Here is a 15,482-nt window from a genome sequence, read left to right on the forward strand (position 1 = left end):
GGCCGCGCGGACGAGGTCACGGAGCTGGCACATCGTATGCGGACCGAGAGCGACGTGGTGGCGCAACTCAACGAGCTGGGGCGAGAGTTCGGAATTCCGGCGATCGGCGCCAGATCGGTGGTCGGGGTGCCCGGGGTGGACCCGGGGGTGCCGGTCGACGGGCTGTTCGTCTGTCCCGCAGGGCGCTGCGACCGGGACTGGGTACGGGCGCCCGGTGTGGCGACGCCCGAATGCCACCTGTTCGAGGAGCCGTTGGCGCGGGCGGCGCCGGAGCGGCGCATTCGGTGAACTCCTTCCTCAACGAGCTCGCCAAGCAGTTGGCCGGCAAGTGGGTCTCCCTCCTCGTCGTGCCCGGGGCCCTCTTCGTCGCCTCCGTCGTGGTGGGCTGGCGGATGCACTCCGGCTCGTGGCCCGGTGACGAACACTTCGTGACGGCAGTCCAGCAGGGCAGGGCCTCGGCCGGCCGGCTCGCAGCCGCCGCTGTGGGCGCCGTACTGCTGTCCGCATGGGCAGGGCTGCTGGCGCAGGGCGCGGGGAGGGCCGTTCACTGGCTGTGGCTCGGTCAGTGCCCGGCCGTACCGGCCAGGCACTGACCGGCCGGCGCCGTCGCCGCTGGGATCGCGCTCAGGAGCTGTATGAACAGGCTTACCGCCAAGGGCAGTCGGACGAGGTGCTGGCCCAACTGGCGTACCGACGCAACCGCATCGCGCTGGCACCTCCGACGAGGCCTACGTGCATGGGTGACAGCGTCGCGGCATTGAGCACCCGCGTCGGGATCGAGTACGGCCTCGATCTCGAACACGGTTGGCCACGGCTGTGGTTGGTGCTGCCCGAGGAGGCCCGTACGGTACTGGACGAGAGCAGGGACGCGTTCAACAGGGCCGCTGCGGTGGCTGGTTGGGGTGTTCTCTACATCCTCGCCGGAGCCGTCTGGTGGCCACTGTTGCTGGCTGGACTCGGAACGCTCTTCACGGCCGTTGTCCGAGGCCGGTCGGCCATCGCGAACCTGGCTCAGCTGATGGAGTCGGCGGTCGACCTCCATGGAGCGAGCCTCGCCACCTCGCTCGGCATCCCCGTCCCGGACGGCCGCGTCACACCGGAGATCGGGCGCGAGGTGACTCGGGTCGTGCGCAAGGGGGCGTGAAGGGCGGGCACGACCACGCCGGTGACCTGGGGGAAGCCCGGTGCGAACACGCGCCGACGTCGACCCTCGGAGTCGGGCCCGTGATGCACGTACACGCGTTCTTCTGGGTACTAGCGGGTTGTCCTCCTCGTCATCGGGCACGTCGGCGGCGGCAGTCCGGGGCGGAGAGCCAGTTCCAGGACGTGATCACGATGGGCTACTCGCATCAGGGCCACACGGAGCGCACCGCAGTCGGCACCCTCCTGACCTGTAAAGATCTCCACATCAAGATCAGCTGTTTGCGTTGGGAGATCCACCAGCTGCAAGAAGCCGTCGTGTCACACGCTGTGATCGACCAGGCGATCGGCGTGGTCATGGCCGTCGGCGGGCTCCGCCCCGGCCAGGGCATCGAAGTCCTCACAGCGGTCTCCCGGCGTACCGGCATCGGACTGCCCACGATCGCCGGTCTCCTCGTCGACTGGGTGGCGACCGGTCGGCTGTCCGACGACCTCCGTCAGGCACTGGACAGCGCACTGACAGACGCGGAACCCGACGGAACCGAGCGCACCCCGGCGGTCGACGACTCGCCCGCGGCCCCCCGACGCGGCAAGCTTGAGGTGGCGTGAGCAACGCACACCAGCTGCGGCGGCCGCTCCGGTCACCGGACGGCCCCGCACAGCAGGAGGGCGGCGTCAGGTGCGTACCGTGGGAGTGGAGGAGGAACTCCTCCTGGTCGACCCCGACAGCGGGGAGCCCAGGGCCGTGTCGGCCGCCGTTCTTGCCCGTGCCGCCGAGGACGATCCCGCACAGGCCGTCTTCGAGAAGGAGCTGTTCGGGCAGATGCTGGAGTTCGCCACGCGGCCCCAGTCGGAGATGGTGGACCTCGCCGCCGAGATCGTGCACTGCCGCAAGGAGGCGGCACGGCACGCCGGCGAGATCGGGTGCGCGGTCGCCGCGCTCGCCACCTCCCCGCTGCCGCTCAACCCGAAGATCACTGTGAACGAGCGCTACCAGTGGATGGCCGACCGGTACGGGATCGGCACCCGTGGACAACTGGCCTGCGGCTGTCATGTGCATGTGTCGGTGGAGTCCGACGAGGAGGGCGTCGCCGTTCTCGACCGGATCCGGCCCTGGCTGCCCGTGCTCTGCGCGGTCAGCGCCAACTCTCCGTTCTGGCAGGGCCTCGACACCGGCTACGACAGCTATCGCTCCCGGGTCTGGGGGCGCTGGCCGTCGGCCGGGCCGGCCGAGCTGTTCGGATCCGCCGAGCGGTACCACCGGCTGGTGGCGGACATGGTGGCCACCGGCGTCATCCTGGACGAGGCGATGGCGTACTTCGACGCCCGTCTGAGCGCGCGCTTCCCGACGGTGGAGATCCGGGTGGCGGATGTGTGCCTGTGCGCGGACACCGCCGTGCTTGTCGCCACACTGGTCCGGGCCTTGGTGGAGACCGCCGCGCGCGACTGGCGGGCGGGCCGGCCACCGCTCGACCACGGCGTCAGCCTGCTGCGGCTGGCCGCCTGGCAAGCCGCCCGGACGGGCCTGAGGCAGGATCTCCTCGATCCCGCGACCATGCGGCCCCGGCCCGCCGCGGACGTGGTGCGCTCGCTGCTGGAACACACCGGGGATGCACTGATCGAGAGCGGCGACGCGGCCCGCGTCGAAAGGACCGTCGGCGAATTGCTGAGCCGGGGCACCGGCGCCCGCGAACAGCGGGTGCTCATGGAACGGACGGGCAGCCTTCAGGGCGTCGTCACCGAGTGCGTACAGCGCACCCTGGCTTGAGCGGCTCGGCGAAAGGATCAGTACGTCCAGGCCCTCGACGTCGGGCAGCTCCGACATGCCTGCCTGCGGATCCTCTCGTCAGATCCCCTCCTCCATACGGATGGCAGCCCTGAGGTCCTCGTGCGCCTTGCCCGGCGAGCCCTCCTGCGCTTCGAGCAGGGCGGCGGCGATGGCGTCCAGCTTGCGCTGGATGGCGCTCGGCCCGTAGCTCCGAGTTCTTCAGCAGGGCGAGCAGGAGCAGCGTCACGGCCGTCATCGAGTCCCCGGCGAGCACCTGCCACGCCGTGCCCATCCCAAGGGCATGCACGATCACCACCCATGCGACCAGTGCCAGGCACAGCAGGAAGAACAGCGGGGAGCTGGTGAACAGCGATGCGCCCTCCGCGAACCGTTCGAACCACCGGCGCCGGTCGCCGCCCCGGTCAGCGGGATGCGGAAAGGTCATCGGCTCTCACCTCTCGGGGCGCGCCCGCCCGCGCTCGGTCACCGGGTGGGGCTAGGGACTCTCCGACCGAGTACCCCTCGCGGCGGGGTGCTCGCGGCACCGTGCGGAGCGACTCCGCTGCCGCCTGACAGGGGCCAGGCTCAGCGACCCTGCTCCGGTGCCGCTCGCCGGCGGCGGACGAGGAGTGCGACGGCAGAGCCGGCGGCCACCGACGCAGCGGCCGTGCCTCCGAGGGTGACGGCCTGTGCGATCGGCCGCCCGGAACCGGTCTGCGCGAGCGTCGGGCCCGCAGGTCCGGTGGCGGTCGTCGCCGTGGTGACGGTGGCCTGGGCCGCCTGTTCGGTCAGGCGGGCGACCGCGCCCGGCTGGGAGACCGAGGCGGCGTGGGACGCATTGACCTCGACGGTGTGCGCGTGGGCGCGCTGGGCCATGAAGCGCTGTACGGCCGGTGGCTTCAGGACGCTGTGGATGTACTCGGCGTCACAGGCCAGTGGGCGCAGCGGGTTGGCGGGAGCGATGACCGGATACCCCGCCTGCTGCAGCCGGCTCACCGCTCCGTTCCAGCTCGAACCGTCGGCGAAGGCGCCGTGCGCCAGCACGACGGCTGGTTTCGCGCCGCCCACGCCGCCAACCGCTGAAGCCGGTGCCGCCGGGCATGCACACAGGGCGACGACTGCGAGTCCGGTCGCCACGGGTGCCGAGGCAGCCCACCAGGGCAATCGGGTGAAGTCGGTACGGCAGTGGGTGTAATCGCGCGCGCTCAGCGCGCCGTCATCTCCTCGGCGAACACGTCCAGAATCGCTGCACAGAAGGCCTTCAGATCGTCCGGCTTGCGGCTGGTGACCAGCTTGTTGGGCCCGTGGTCGCAGATTTTCACCTGCTTGTCCACCCAGGTGCCGCCCGCGTTGCGGATGTCCGTGCGCAGGCTCGGCCACGAGGTCAGTTCACGCCCCCGCACCACGTCCGCCTCGACGAGGATCCAGGGCGCGTGACAGATCGCGGCGACCGGGCGCCCCAGCTCGAAGAACTCCCTCACGAAAGCCACGGCCTTGTCGTCCGTCCGCAGGAAGTCCGGATTGGCGACCCCGCCGGGCAGGACCAGGCCGCCGAAGGAATCCGCGACCACATCACGGACGACCTCGTCCACCGTGAACCTGTCCGCCCTGTCGAGGTGGTGGAAGGCCTGGACCTCACCGGATTCGGTCGACACCAGCACCGGTTCGTGCCCGGCCTCCCATGCCGCCTGCCAGGGCTCGTTGAGCTCCACCTGTTCGACGCCCTCGGGCGCTGTCAGAAACGCGATACGCATGACCGGTCGACTCTCCTTCCCCGTTGTCGTCGATTCCCGTCATCGGGCGGATGCGGCACCGCTGTCGAGACAGGGCGCGGTCACCGCGCGCTCGGATGCCGGGTACCCCACACCGTGCGCCTCACCGCGAAGGCCCGAGACCGCACCGAGGTCCTGCCGTCGCTGCACGGCTGATGGGCGTAAGGCAAGGTGGATATCGCGTGACAATGTGGGCATAGGCCCCATACAGGGGCATCCTGCTGCAGGGAATCCTGCCCGTTCCTGGGTGCAGGGAGGAGGCGTGCGTTGCCGTGGACGCTGAAGAGCGGGCAACGAACCATCCCGCGAGGGGCACAGGCCAGGACCGTCGGCTCGTCGTGGAGATACGGCCCGAGGCCCGGACGGACACGGTTGTACTGGTCCTGACCGGGGAGGTGGACCACGACTCGGCAGGGCCCCTGAAGGAGGCCTTGGAAGAGGGAATCGGGGCACGGCGGATCATCGCCGACTGCTCCGGGCTGCTGTTCTGCGACTCGACCGGGCTGAACGTCCTGCTCAAGGCCCGGCTGCGCATGCAGAACCACGGAGGACGCCTGGACATCGCGGGGCTGCGCCCGCCGGTGGACCGCATGTTCGAGATCACCGGCGCCCACAACGTCTTCCGGGTGTTCCAGGATGTCGAGACGGCACTCACGGACAGCCAGGCAGGCACGTGACGCCGCCGCGGTCGGAGCCGACGGAGGGATCATGACGACGACAGGCGCCGGCCACGAGCAGGTCAGACGACTCGCCCTGCGCGGCACGAGCGGCGCGGTGACCCGCTGCCGTGACTTCACCGCTGCGGCGTTGGCCGACTGGGGCTGGCTGCCGGCCGCCACGCCGGAGGCACGCGAACAGGTCGAGGACGTACTGCTGCTGGTGTCGGAGGTGGTCACCAACGCGTGCCTGCACGCCGGAGGCCCGGAGGAACTGGTCCTCCGGCACGGCGGCGAACGGCTGCGCATCGAGGTGTCCGACGCGAGCCCCGAGCATCCACACGCTCAGACCCCGCGGTCACCCGCGCTTCCCGGCGGGCACGGCCTGATGATCTTCGACCGGCTGGCCCGTTCGTGGGGATCCGAGGCCAAGCCTGATCGCGCATACGGAAAGGTCGTATGGGTGGAGGTCACCCGCCCGCCTGAACAGAAGTCTCATCGGGCGCGGTCGGCTCGTCGTCGATCAAGCCCGCTCTGAGTTCGCCCAGGATCCGCTTGAGCAGGCGCGAGATGTGCATCTGCGACAGGCCGAGGCGCTCCCCGATCTCCGCCTGGGTGAGCTCCTCGCCGAAGCGCAACGACAGCACGAGGCGATCCCGTTCACCCAGGCGCGCGATCAGCGGCTTCAGCGACTCGAAGTCCTCGACGAGTTCGTACGACGGCTCCGACGTGGCCAGATGGCGCGTGACGAGACGCAGCGCGTCGGCGTCGTCCTCCTCGACCGGCGCGTCCAGGGAGCGGGCGGCATAGCCGTTGGCAGCGCGTTCGCCCTCGGCCACACACTCCTCGGTCACCTGCATCTGGGCGGCGAGTTCGCCACGGCTGGGCCGGTGCCCGAGCCGCTGCTCCAGTCGGTCGGCGGACTTCGCCAGCTCGATCCGCATTTCCTGGAGCCGTCGGGGAACCCGCACGGCCCAGGTCGTGTCACGGAAGAACCGCTTCATCTCGCCGACGATCGTCGGCAGCGCGAACGCCGAGAACTCGACGTCACGGTCGACGTCGAAACGGTTGATCGCCTTGATCAGGCCGATCGTGCCGACCTGGATGATGTCCTCGGCCGAGTCGACGTGGTCCCTGAACCGCCGGGCGGCGAACTTGACGAGACTGAGGTTCAGTTCGACGAGGGTGTTGCGCACGTAGGAGTACTCGGGCGTGCCCTCCTCCAGTGCACGCAGGCGCACGAACAGGGCCACGGAGAGGGACCGCGCGTCATCCGTCGAGACCTCGGTGGGCCGCGTGATCTCCGGCAGTCCGGCAAGGGCTTCGCGACGCATGACAGCACCAGTGTCATGGGCGGAGGTTGCGGAAGTCTGGACGGTGGACATGAGGCTCCTTCGACGGTGGCGGCGGGCCTGCACCGCGGTGACCGCGGTGGGGTCCGTCGATCGAGCGTCCTACAGTCATTCTTCCCCTATGTGATGGTTTGATGCGGTATGTACCGGAAAGCCGCAGCGCATGGCCAGGTCCACGGAGCCGCGGACCGGCGACCGCTCGTTGCGCTACGAACTCCCGGCGGAACCCGGAGTGGTCGCCCATTGCCGTGCCCTGACCCAGCGGGCGCTGGTCAAGTGGTTCGGATCCGCCGGCCGGCCCGGCCGCAAAGCCGCCGACGACGCCGTGCTGCTGGTGTCGGAGGTGGTCACGAACGCCTGCACACACGGGGGCGCCCCGTCCGAGCTGCAGCTCACGGCAACCGATCGGGCACTGTGGGTGCAGATCAGCGACACCAGCCCGGTGGCTCCTCATCCGCATGGCCGGCACAGCGCCTTCCGCACCTCGGGGCACGGGCTGTATCTGGTCCAGCGGCTCGCGGCGCACTGGGGCTGCGTGCCCGGCTCCCACGGCGGCAAGACCGTGTGGTTCGAGGTGGACATCGTCCCGGAAGCCGCAGCTCCGGACCGGTCCTAGAGTGGAAACGCGGTGCGTGGGCACCGCAGAGCCAGGCCTTGGGCCAGTCCGTCCACGCGACGCCCGCTCGTACGAGGTGCTCTCATGGCGAAGCGCAGAGCAGCACGCCTCGGCGCGGCCCCGGCCGCCGCAGGCTCGGACGAGGACGGCCTGCGTCGGCTGCTCGCCGGTCTCACCGCGGTACGGGACGGAGATCTCTCCGTCCAGCTCCCCGAGGACGCCGCCGGAACCCTCGGCGACATCGCCGTGGTCTACAACGACATGGTCGACCGGCTTTCCCTGCTCACTTCCGAGGTCACTCGCGTCGCCGGGCAAGTGGGCGACGAGGGGGTGCTCGGCAGCCGCGTGCACGAACCGCGGACGAGCGGGGCCTGGCACGAGCTCACCACCGGCGTCAACGCGATGGCGGACAACCTCACTCTGCAGGTGCGGTCCATCGCGCATGTGGCGACCGCGGTCGCCCGCGGCGATCTCACCCAGAAGATCCGGGTGGACGCACGCGGCGAGATCCTTGAGCTCAAGGAGACGATCAACACCATGGTCGACCGGCTGTCGTCGTTCGCGGAGGAGGTCACCCGCGTGGCGCGTGAGGTCGGGACGGACGGCAAGCTGGGCGGTCAGGCCACGGTCCGCGGGGTGTCCGGGACCTGGAAGGACCTCACCGACAACGTCAACTTCATGGCCGACAACCTGACCAACCAGGTTCGTAACATCGCCCAGGTCACCACGTCCGTCGCACAGGGCGACCTGACCAGCCGCATCGACGTCGCCGCACGCGGCGAGATCCTCGAACTCAAGACCACGATCAACACCATGGTGGACCGGCTGTCGTCGTTCGCCGCCGAGGTCACACGCGTGGCACGCGAAGTGGGAACGGAGGGGAAGCTCGGCGGTCAGGCCACGGTCCACGGGGTGTCCGGGACCTGGAAGGACCTCACCGACAACGTCAACGAACTCGCCGGTAACCTGACCCGTCAGGTCCGGGCCATCGCGGAGGTCACGAGTGCCGTGGCCGAGGGGGATCTCACCCGCTCCATCACCGCCGACGCCCCCGGCGAGGTGGGCGAACTGCGCGACAACATCAACGCCATGGTCGAGTCGCTGCGCGCGACGACGCGGGCCAACCAGGAGCAGGACTGGCTGCAGACGAACCTGGCACGGATCACCGGGCTGCTCCAGGGCACCCGCAGCGTGCCCGAGATAGCCCAGCTGATCATGACGGAAGTGCCGCCGCTGGTCTCGGCCCAGTACGGTGCCCTCTTCGTCGTCGACGAGGGCGAGCACGGACCCGAGCTGGTCATGGCTGCCGCGTACGGGCTCGCCGAGCCGCCCGAGCCGGGTACGCCCCGCCGCTTCCGCGTCGGCCAGGGCCTGGTGGGCCAGGCCGCCCGCGACCGGCGGGCCCTCTTCGTCGCCACGGTGCCCCCGGGGTACGCGACCATCTCCTCCGCCGTCGGATCGGCGGAACCCACGGAGCTCGTCGTGCTGCCCATCGTGGTCGAGGACCTGGTGCTCGGCGCCGTCGAACTCGCCGCCCTGCACAGCTTCACCGACCTGCACCGCGACTTCCTCGGCCGGTTCGTCGTGAGCGCCGGAGCCGTGCTCAGCTCGCTGGTGGCCAATCTGCGCACCGACGCGCTGCTCGCCCAGTCGAGGAATCTCGCCGACGAACTCCGTTCCAAGACAGAGGAGTTGCAGGCCCGGCAGCAGGAGCTCCAACAGTCCAACGCGGAACTGCAGGAGCAGGCAGCCCTGCTCGCCGAACGCAACGAGGACATCGAGTCGAAGAACCGGGTCATCGAGCAGGCCCGGCAGGAACTGGAGGAACGCGCCCAGCAGTTGTCCCGTACCTCGATGTACAAGTCCGAGTTCCTGGCCAACATGAGTCACGAGCTGCGGACACCGCTGAACAGTCTGCTCACCCTGGCCCGTCTCCTCGCCCAGAACCCCGAGGGCAACCTGACGAAGAAACAGGTCAACTACGCGGAGGTCATTCACTCGGCCGGTTCCGATCTGCTCCAGCTGATCAACGACATCCTGGATCTGTCCAAGGTGGAAGCGGGCAAGATGGACGTCCGGCACGAGCCCTTCCTCCTGTCGCATCTTCTGGAGCACCTGACGGCGGCGTTCGGTCCTGTCGCGAACGAACGTGGGCTCGATTTCACCGTCTCCGTGGCGCGCGAGGTGCCCGAGTCCCTCACCACGGACGAGGCGCGGCTCCGTCAGGTGCTGAGCAACCTGCTCTCCAACGCGCTGAAGTTCACCGACGAAGGAAGCGTCACGCTGAGCGTCGAAGCCGCCGACGCCGCCGAGACGCCGACCGGTCTGGGCGGTGCCGCACCAGTACTCGCCTTCCGCGTCACCGACACCGGGATCGGCATCCCGGCCGAACGCCTCCGGCACATCTTCGAGGCCTTCCAGCAGGGCGACGGCACCACCGCGCGCCGCTACGGCGGTACCGGACTCGGCCTCTCCATCAGCCGGGAGGTCGCCACGCTCATCGGCGGCGTCATCGAGGTCGAGAGCACACCGGGTCGAGGCAGCCGCTTCACGTTGTACCTCCCCGTGCGCACGGAGCCACCCGCACCTTCCGCGCCTGCCACGGGCGAGGATGCTCAGCCCCGGGAGCACACGATCCCGGAGCCATCCGCTCCTGACGTCTCCGCGGCAGGGTCCGGTGCGGCCGTGCTGGTCGTGGACGACGACCACCGCAACGTCTTCGCGCTCACGGAGGTCCTGAAGTCCGACGGGCTGCGGGTGGTGACGGCCGACGGCGGACGCCGGGCCATAGAGCTTCTGACCGAACGCAGCGACCTCGAGCTCGTGCTGATGGACGTCATGATGGCCGGGATGGACGGGTACGAGGCGATCGAGAAGATCCGCAGGCTCCCGGACCGCGCGCACCTCCCGATCATCGTGGTCACCGCGAAGGCGATGCCCGGTGATCGGGCCAGCGCCCTGGCGGCCGGCGCCGACGGCTATCTGGCCAAGCCCATCGACGAGACGGAGCTGCTCACCATGATCCATCACCGACTGGCGAAGTGAGGGTTCCCGGGCCCGTCCGGTCCCCGGCCCGCACAGCTCACCAGCGGGACGGGGCACGTCCTCCCTCCGGTTCGTGAGTCACCGCACCCCGACGGCGACGATGCACGTGTCGTCGTCCGTGTCCCCCATGGCCAGACCGAGAAGTCCGTCGACCAGCGGCCCCAGCTGCCCGCCGGTGGCGAGTTCGTCCACCGCGGCGACAAGGCGGGCGAGCCCCAGGCCCAGCCCGTCGTGCCGCCGCTCGATCAGCCCGTCCGTGTACAGCAGCAGCGTGTCTCCCGGCCGCAGTGCGGTGCGGCGCTCCTGATAGCGGAACGACGTGACCGCTCCGAGAAGGATGTCCTCAGGGGTCTCCAACAGCCGCGCGTGACCGTCCCGGAGCAGCAGGAGAGGGAGGTGCCCGGCGCTCGACCAGACGAGGTGCCGCTCGTCCGGGTCGTACAGGGCGCACACGGCTGTCGCCGTGGTCCCGTCGCCGGTGCGCAGCGTGACCTCGTTGAGCCATCTCATCAGCTGCCCGGGCGGCCCGCCGGTGAAGGCGAGCGCCCGCTGGGCGTTGCGCAGCGCGACCATGCCGGTGACGGAGTCGATTCCGTGCCCGGCGATGTCACCGACGGCCACCAGCAGCTTGCCGTCCGGCAGCGGCAGCACGTCGTACCAGTCGCCGCCGACCTGGTACTCCTCCGCCGCCGGACGGTATCGGGCGGCGACCACCAGGCCTCCAGGCAGTTCCTGGAGGGCGGGGGTCTCGGGGACGATGGCCTGCTGGAGCTGGAGAGCCAGGCGGTGCCGCAGCTCCGCCTGGTCGCGGACCACGGTCAGGCTGTCGAACGTCGCGCTGAGAGCGAGTTCCGTGCGATGGATCACCGACTCGTCCTGGTACACACCGACGAAACCGGTGACCGTCTCCCCGTCGAGCAGCGGCTCCGCCGCCACCCGCACATGCCGCACGGATCCGTCCGGACGCACGATGCGCAGCACGGACTGCGCGCCTGTCCTGCCGTCCATGAGTGATCGCAGCAGTTCCGTGAGGACGCCGTCGTCCTCCTGGTGGATCCGTCCCCGCAGCGCCAGCAGGGGCACCGGGGCGTCCTCCCGTTCCATCCCGAACATGTCGTAGGCCTGCTCGGACCACACGGTCTCGCCGCCGGTCAGGCTGTCCTGGAAGGTGGCGACGCTCTGCAGCCGGGATACGGCGCGGCCGGTCGCGAGGCGGGAGTCGGTCGCGGTGTTCCACAGGAGTACGTACCGGGCGTCCCCGGCGGGCAGGACCCGGACATCCAGCAGCGGTGCGGGCGATCCGTGCGGCGCCGTGCGGGCGGTCGCCGGCAGCCGTACGGCCCGCTGCGGACGGCGGCTGCGCCGCGTCCGCCGCACCAGTCGGCCGAGCGCCTGGTGGGTCATCGGGAAGACACGCGACAGATGCCTGTCGCCTGCCGAGAGCACACCCCCGAGGGCGGCGACGGCCTCTCCGTTGAGGTGTTCGACGATCACGGCCCCGGTCACGTCGCTCGTCTGCAGCAGGGCCGCCGGCCGGGTGAGCGCGTCGAGGATGTCGACCAGTACGGGCACGTCCGGCATGGGGCTGTCCGGGTGGTCCAGGACGGTGATCGCCATGCCCATCAAGTCCGTGACAGCGCGCCGTAGCGAGGTGTCGAGTGGTGTGGGACCCGGCCAGCCGACCAGCGCCAGGCCGATCATCTCCCCTTTACGCCGCAGCGGCAGCAGCGCCCGGGCAGCGTCCGCCCGTACTCCGGGCAGCGGGCAGCCTGCGGCCGGACCGCTCTCCAGCCACAGGGGAGCGCTGCCGTCGAGGGCGGTGCGAAACGGCTCGGGACAGGCCGGCGAGATCCAGCGCCAGGCCGCGGCCTCCGAGGCCCCGGCCCCGGCGTGTCCGGCGAGGCTCAGGCTGCCGGAGGCGGCCGACCGCCACAGCCACAGGCTGTCCGCCCCGAGCGGGTCGAGGGCGCCCTCCAGCAGCGTCCGGGCCGCGTCCCCGACGCTGTCCGTCGCCTCGGCGGCCGCGGCGGTACGGCGCTGCTCCCGGGCCTGGAGCGGCGTGACCGGATTCGGGGCGTACGGCTGGTCGCCCGGCGCCGCGACCGAGTTCACGACGTCCGCGGCGAGATCGCCCGGAGAGAGTCCGGTCGCCCGGGCCAGAGCGTCGAGGTGCGCGGCCGCGTCCGCGATGGAGACCCCGAGCTGGGCGGCGAGAACGCCGGTGGCCAGATCGGTCAGATGGCGGCGCGCGTGGTCGGCCCGGAGCCGCTCGATCTCCGCGGCCAGGCCGGTGAATCCGGAATCGGCCCAGTCGGCGGACGCTCCGGCCGACCCCGCAGAAAGGGTCAAGGCGACCTCCGTTCCGCCGTCAGGCGGGCGTCCCGGACAAGGCGCTCGTACCTTTCCGAATTTTACTCGGCCCGGCCTGCGATCGAGGCCTCCGCTGCCCCGCATGAACGGCGGTCACCGGGGCAGTCGCCGGTGAGAGGCCGACGCCGGGCTCCGGCTGCCGGTGCCGGATCCTCGGCGGTGCGCAGGGCGGGCCCTGCGCACTCTCGCCGTCGCGTACCCGGAGCGACGCGGCACGCGAAGACCGCACGGCAGGCTGGAGGGCAGCGCTGGTGACGCGTACGGACGGGCAGCGCGATCGGGGCTCCACGGCCCGGGACGTACGCACTCGGGTCACCGTCCTGGTCGCTCTCGCAGCCAACCTGGTGATCGCCGCGGCCAAAACGGCGGCCGGGCTCTTCGCCGGATCCCCTGCGCTGCTCTCGGAGGCGGCGCACTCGGTCGCGGACAGCCTGAACGAGGTGTTCCTGCTCGTCGCGGTACGCCGCAGCAGGCGCCCCGCCGACGACCGGCATCCGTTCGGCTACGGCAAGGAGCGCTACTTCTGGGCGCTGCTGGCCGCGGTGGGGATCTTCGTCATGGGTGGCTGCTTCTCGGTGTACCAGGGTGTCCAGGCACTGCGAATGGACCGACAGGAGTCGTTGCAGGGCTACCTGGCGGGGCTCGCAGTGCTCGGGGTGGCACTGCTCGCCGACGGTGGTTCCCTGGTCCGCGCCCTGTACCAGGCGCGTCGGCACCGGGAGGGCGCGGCCGACCCGGCTCTGCGCACGGTGATCGCGGAGGACGCGACGGCCGTGGCCGGTGTGCTTCTCGCGGCGGGCGGTATCTCGCTCCACCTGGCGACCGGCCAGGTGGCTTGGGAGGCGGGCGCATCCGTGGGGATCGGCCTTCTCCTGGTGTGCGTGGCCTATCGGTTGGCCCGGGAGACACGGGACCAGCTGATCGGCCAGGCGGTCGACACGGAACTGCGTGACGGGATCGCCGACTTCCTCGGGTCGCAGGACGAGATCGACAGGGTCGCGGCACTGCTGACGATGCGACTGGGGCTGGACTCCGTCCTCGTCGCCGCGCGCGTCGATCTCGCGCCGGGGCTCGAGAGCGAGGAGGTCGAGCTGGTCTGTGTCCGGATCAAGAGGCGGATCAGCGGCGAGTGGCCCCAGGCCGAGCATGTGTTCCTGGACATCACCGAGGCGCCCGGCCCCGGCGAGGGCACACCCTCATCGGCTGTCGCCGCCCCTGTCGTGGGCGGCCGGCTCTCCCGCGTCCTTGGCGGCGGTGGCCCGAATCCGGGCCCATAGGGGGATGCCGAACCAGCACAGCACGAACCACAGCAACATGGCCGTGACGATCCAGCCCGCCACCTCGCCGAGGCGTGCCACCCGAAGGATCAGCAACAGGGCACTCGCCATCGTGCACAACAGCAGGATCAGACCCGTCATGGCCAGCCGTGCGGCCCAGTCCACGGTCTGCGGCTTGAGATGCTGCCCGGCCAGGCTGCGATGCACCGCGACCGGCCCGATGAGAGCGCCGGTCGCGGCCGCTCCGAACACCACCGTCACCAGATAGATGGTCCGGTCGGCGTCCGAGAGAGTCGTGAAGCGGACTTGGAAGACCACGGTGAGCAGGAAGCCGAAGAGAATCTGGACGCCGGTCTGAGCCACTCGCAGTTCCTGGAGCAGCTCGCTCCAGCGCCGGTCCGCCCTCTCCTCCTCGGTCTCATGGCGACCCCGTGCAACGGACTCCGTGCGGTGCTCCACCACGTTCCCTCCGTAGTCCCCAAGACGTCGACCCACCTGGGTGGTCAGGCCGCGTCGGCCATGGCCTGCTCCCGCAGCTGTGAGCAGATGCGGTTCAGGACGCGGGAGATGTGCATCTGCGAGACCCCGTACTCCGCGGCGATGCGTTGCTGCGTCATCCCTCGGAAGAACCGCAGATACAGGATGCGCCGGTCCCGCTCGGACAGCGCTCCGAGCAACGGACGTACCGACTCCCGGTCTACCACGGTCTGCAGGCCGGGGTCCGGTCCTCCGAGCGTGTCCGCGAGCGTCCTTCCACCGCCGGCTCCGCCCGCTGCCGGCTCGACGTCCAGTGACAGCACGGCGTACGCGTGCCCTCACGTACCTCGTCCGTCCCCAGGTGGGTACGCGCGGCGATGTCGGCGGCCGAGAACTCACCGCCCGACCGGGCGAGGTCCTGACAGACCAGGTTGACCCGCCGGCGCAGCTCCTGGGTGCGGCGCGGTACCCGCAGTACCCACGTGTGGTCCCTGAAATGCCTGCGCAACTCACCCGTGATCGTCGGTACCGCGCAGCTCGCGAACGCCCCTCCCCGATCCGGGTCGAACCCGTCCACCGCCTTCACCAGGGCGAGCGCGGCGACCTGGCGCAGGTCCTCGAGGGATTCGCCCCGGTCGCGGTAGCGCGTGGCGATGCGGTGGGCCATCGGCAGCCAGGCCCTCACCACCTCGTCCCGCAGCCCGTCCCGCCGGGCTCCCTGCGGAAGGGTTCTCAGCAGGCGGAACTCCGCCATGGTGTCGGGGGCGTCGTCATGGGGGTGCCGAACACGGGTCACGCTCATCACCTGTTCCGGTAGCTGGTCACACACCGTCATCGGGTGAACAGCGAGAGCGCCCTCGGCCGGCTCCTCCCGGTGGCCGCTGCGGGCAGGTGGCGGTGGTACCTCAGCAGGACAACCCGGCGACTGCCCACGCGTGCGCCGGAGAAACCGACAGGGCGGTCGGCCACCGCGCTACGGTCCGGGGGCGTTTTCCCGCCGCACACGGGT

15 protein-coding genes and 1 pseudogene are annotated in these 15,482 nt (G+C 70.5%); 10 read left to right on the forward strand and 6 right to left on the reverse strand.

Translation table 11 applies throughout. The features are described from left to right. Window positions 1–36 precede the first annotated feature (36 nt). The 5 genes from AC07DS_RS15515 (at window position 37) to AC07DS_RS15535 (ending at window position 2,908) form a co-directional block, all read left to right on the forward strand. A complete protein-coding gene (locus AC07DS_RS15515) occupies window positions 37–288 on the forward strand; it encodes a hypothetical protein (protein WP_479145561.1) in 252 nt (83 codons plus the stop codon). Next, window positions 285–593 carry a hypothetical protein gene (locus AC07DS_RS15520; RefSeq protein ID WP_479145563.1) on the forward strand — a complete coding sequence of 103 codons (309 nt, stop codon included), beginning with the start codon at window positions 285–287 and terminating at the stop codon, window positions 591–593. Before AC07DS_RS15515 ends, AC07DS_RS15520 begins: the two co-directional genes overlap by 4 nt. 164 nt (window positions 594–757) lie before the next feature. Further along, a complete protein-coding gene (locus tag AC07DS_RS15525; protein ID WP_479145564.1) occupies window positions 758–1,144 on the forward strand; it encodes a hypothetical protein in 387 nt (128 codons plus the stop codon). Between the two features lie 278 nt (window positions 1,145–1,422). Then, a complete protein-coding gene (locus tag AC07DS_RS15530) occupies window positions 1,423–1,749 on the forward strand; it encodes an ANTAR domain-containing protein (protein ID WP_479145815.1) in 327 nt (108 codons plus the stop codon). 70 nt (window positions 1,750–1,819) lie between these two features. Continuing rightward, window positions 1,820–2,908 (forward strand): glutamate--cysteine ligase 2, encoded by a 1,089-nt coding sequence (locus tag AC07DS_RS15535; protein ID WP_479145566.1) that lies wholly within the window; start codon window positions 1,820–1,822, stop codon window positions 2,906–2,908. Window positions 2,909–3,493: 585 nt separating this feature from the next. Here the strand turns inward: AC07DS_RS15535 and AC07DS_RS15540 are convergent. Further along, entirely contained in the window at window positions 3,494–3,976 is a 483-nt protein-coding gene (locus tag AC07DS_RS15540; RefSeq protein ID WP_479145567.1) for a lipase family protein, read from the reverse strand. Window positions 3,977–4,113: 137 nt separating this feature from the next. Further along, the gene (locus AC07DS_RS15545; RefSeq protein WP_479145569.1) at window positions 4,114–4,662 is read right to left on the reverse strand and encodes a type 1 glutamine amidotransferase domain-containing protein; all 549 of its coding nucleotides are present in this window, start codon (window positions 4,660–4,662) and stop codon (window positions 4,114–4,116) included. A 290-nt stretch (window positions 4,663–4,952) separates the two neighbouring features. Here AC07DS_RS15545 and AC07DS_RS15550 point away from each other — a divergent pair, with 290 nt between their 5' ends. Together AC07DS_RS15550 and AC07DS_RS15555 are read left to right on the forward strand one after the other, a co-directional pair. Beyond that, window positions 4,953–5,357 (forward strand): STAS domain-containing protein, encoded by a 405-nt coding sequence (locus AC07DS_RS15550; protein WP_479145571.1) that lies wholly within the window; start codon window positions 4,953–4,955, stop codon window positions 5,355–5,357. Window positions 5,358–5,388: 31 nt separating this feature from the next. Beyond that, window positions 5,389–5,874: an ATP-binding protein gene (locus tag AC07DS_RS15555; RefSeq protein WP_479145572.1), complete on the forward strand. Its 486-nt coding sequence runs from the start codon at window positions 5,389–5,391 to the stop codon at window positions 5,872–5,874. Here the strand turns inward: AC07DS_RS15555 and AC07DS_RS15560 are convergent. Beyond that, the gene (locus AC07DS_RS15560; RefSeq protein WP_479145574.1) at window positions 5,807–6,670 is read right to left on the reverse strand and encodes a SigB/SigF/SigG family RNA polymerase sigma factor; all 864 of its coding nucleotides are present in this window, start codon (window positions 6,668–6,670) and stop codon (window positions 5,807–5,809) included. The genes AC07DS_RS15555 and AC07DS_RS15560 overlap by 68 nt on opposite strands. A gap of 181 nt (window positions 6,671–6,851) precedes the next feature. Between AC07DS_RS15560 and AC07DS_RS15565 the strand changes: the two genes are divergently transcribed. Beyond that, window positions 6,852–7,304 carry an ATP-binding protein gene (locus AC07DS_RS15565; RefSeq protein WP_479145576.1) on the forward strand — a complete coding sequence of 151 codons (453 nt, stop codon included), beginning with the start codon at window positions 6,852–6,854 and terminating at the stop codon, window positions 7,302–7,304. Window positions 7,305–7,388: 84 nt separating this feature from the next. Further along, window positions 7,389–10,349: a HAMP domain-containing protein gene (locus AC07DS_RS15570; protein WP_479145578.1), complete on the forward strand. Its 2,961-nt coding sequence runs from the start codon at window positions 7,389–7,391 to the stop codon at window positions 10,347–10,349. A 78-nt stretch (window positions 10,350–10,427) separates the two neighbouring features. On the opposite strand, the gene AC07DS_RS15575 is transcribed toward AC07DS_RS15570, so the two are convergent. Further along, window positions 10,428–12,698 carry a SpoIIE family protein phosphatase gene (locus tag AC07DS_RS15575; protein ID WP_479145580.1) on the reverse strand — a complete coding sequence of 757 codons (2,271 nt, stop codon included), beginning with the start codon at window positions 12,696–12,698 and terminating at the stop codon, window positions 10,428–10,430. Between the two features lie 272 nt (window positions 12,699–12,970). On the opposite strand from AC07DS_RS15575, the gene AC07DS_RS15580 reads away from it, so the two are divergent. Beyond that, entirely contained in the window at window positions 12,971–13,996 is a 1,026-nt protein-coding gene (locus AC07DS_RS15580; RefSeq protein ID WP_479145581.1) for a cation diffusion facilitator family transporter, read from the forward strand. Here the strand turns inward: AC07DS_RS15580 and AC07DS_RS15585 are convergent. Together AC07DS_RS15585 and AC07DS_RS15590 are read right to left on the reverse strand one after the other, a co-directional pair. After that, on the reverse strand, window positions 13,916–14,455 hold the full coding sequence (locus AC07DS_RS15585; protein ID WP_479145583.1) for a DUF6328 family protein: 540 nt from the start codon (window positions 14,453–14,455) through the stop codon (window positions 13,916–13,918). The two genes, AC07DS_RS15580 and AC07DS_RS15585, sit on opposite strands and share 81 nt — an antisense overlap. Window positions 14,456–14,499: 44 nt before the next feature. Continuing rightward, window positions 14,500–15,275: pseudogene (locus AC07DS_RS15590) on the reverse strand (sigma-70 family RNA polymerase sigma factor). Between the last annotated feature and the right edge of the window lie 207 nt (window positions 15,276–15,482).

The organism is Streptomyces sp. NPDC044064 (genome assembly GCF_056434245.1).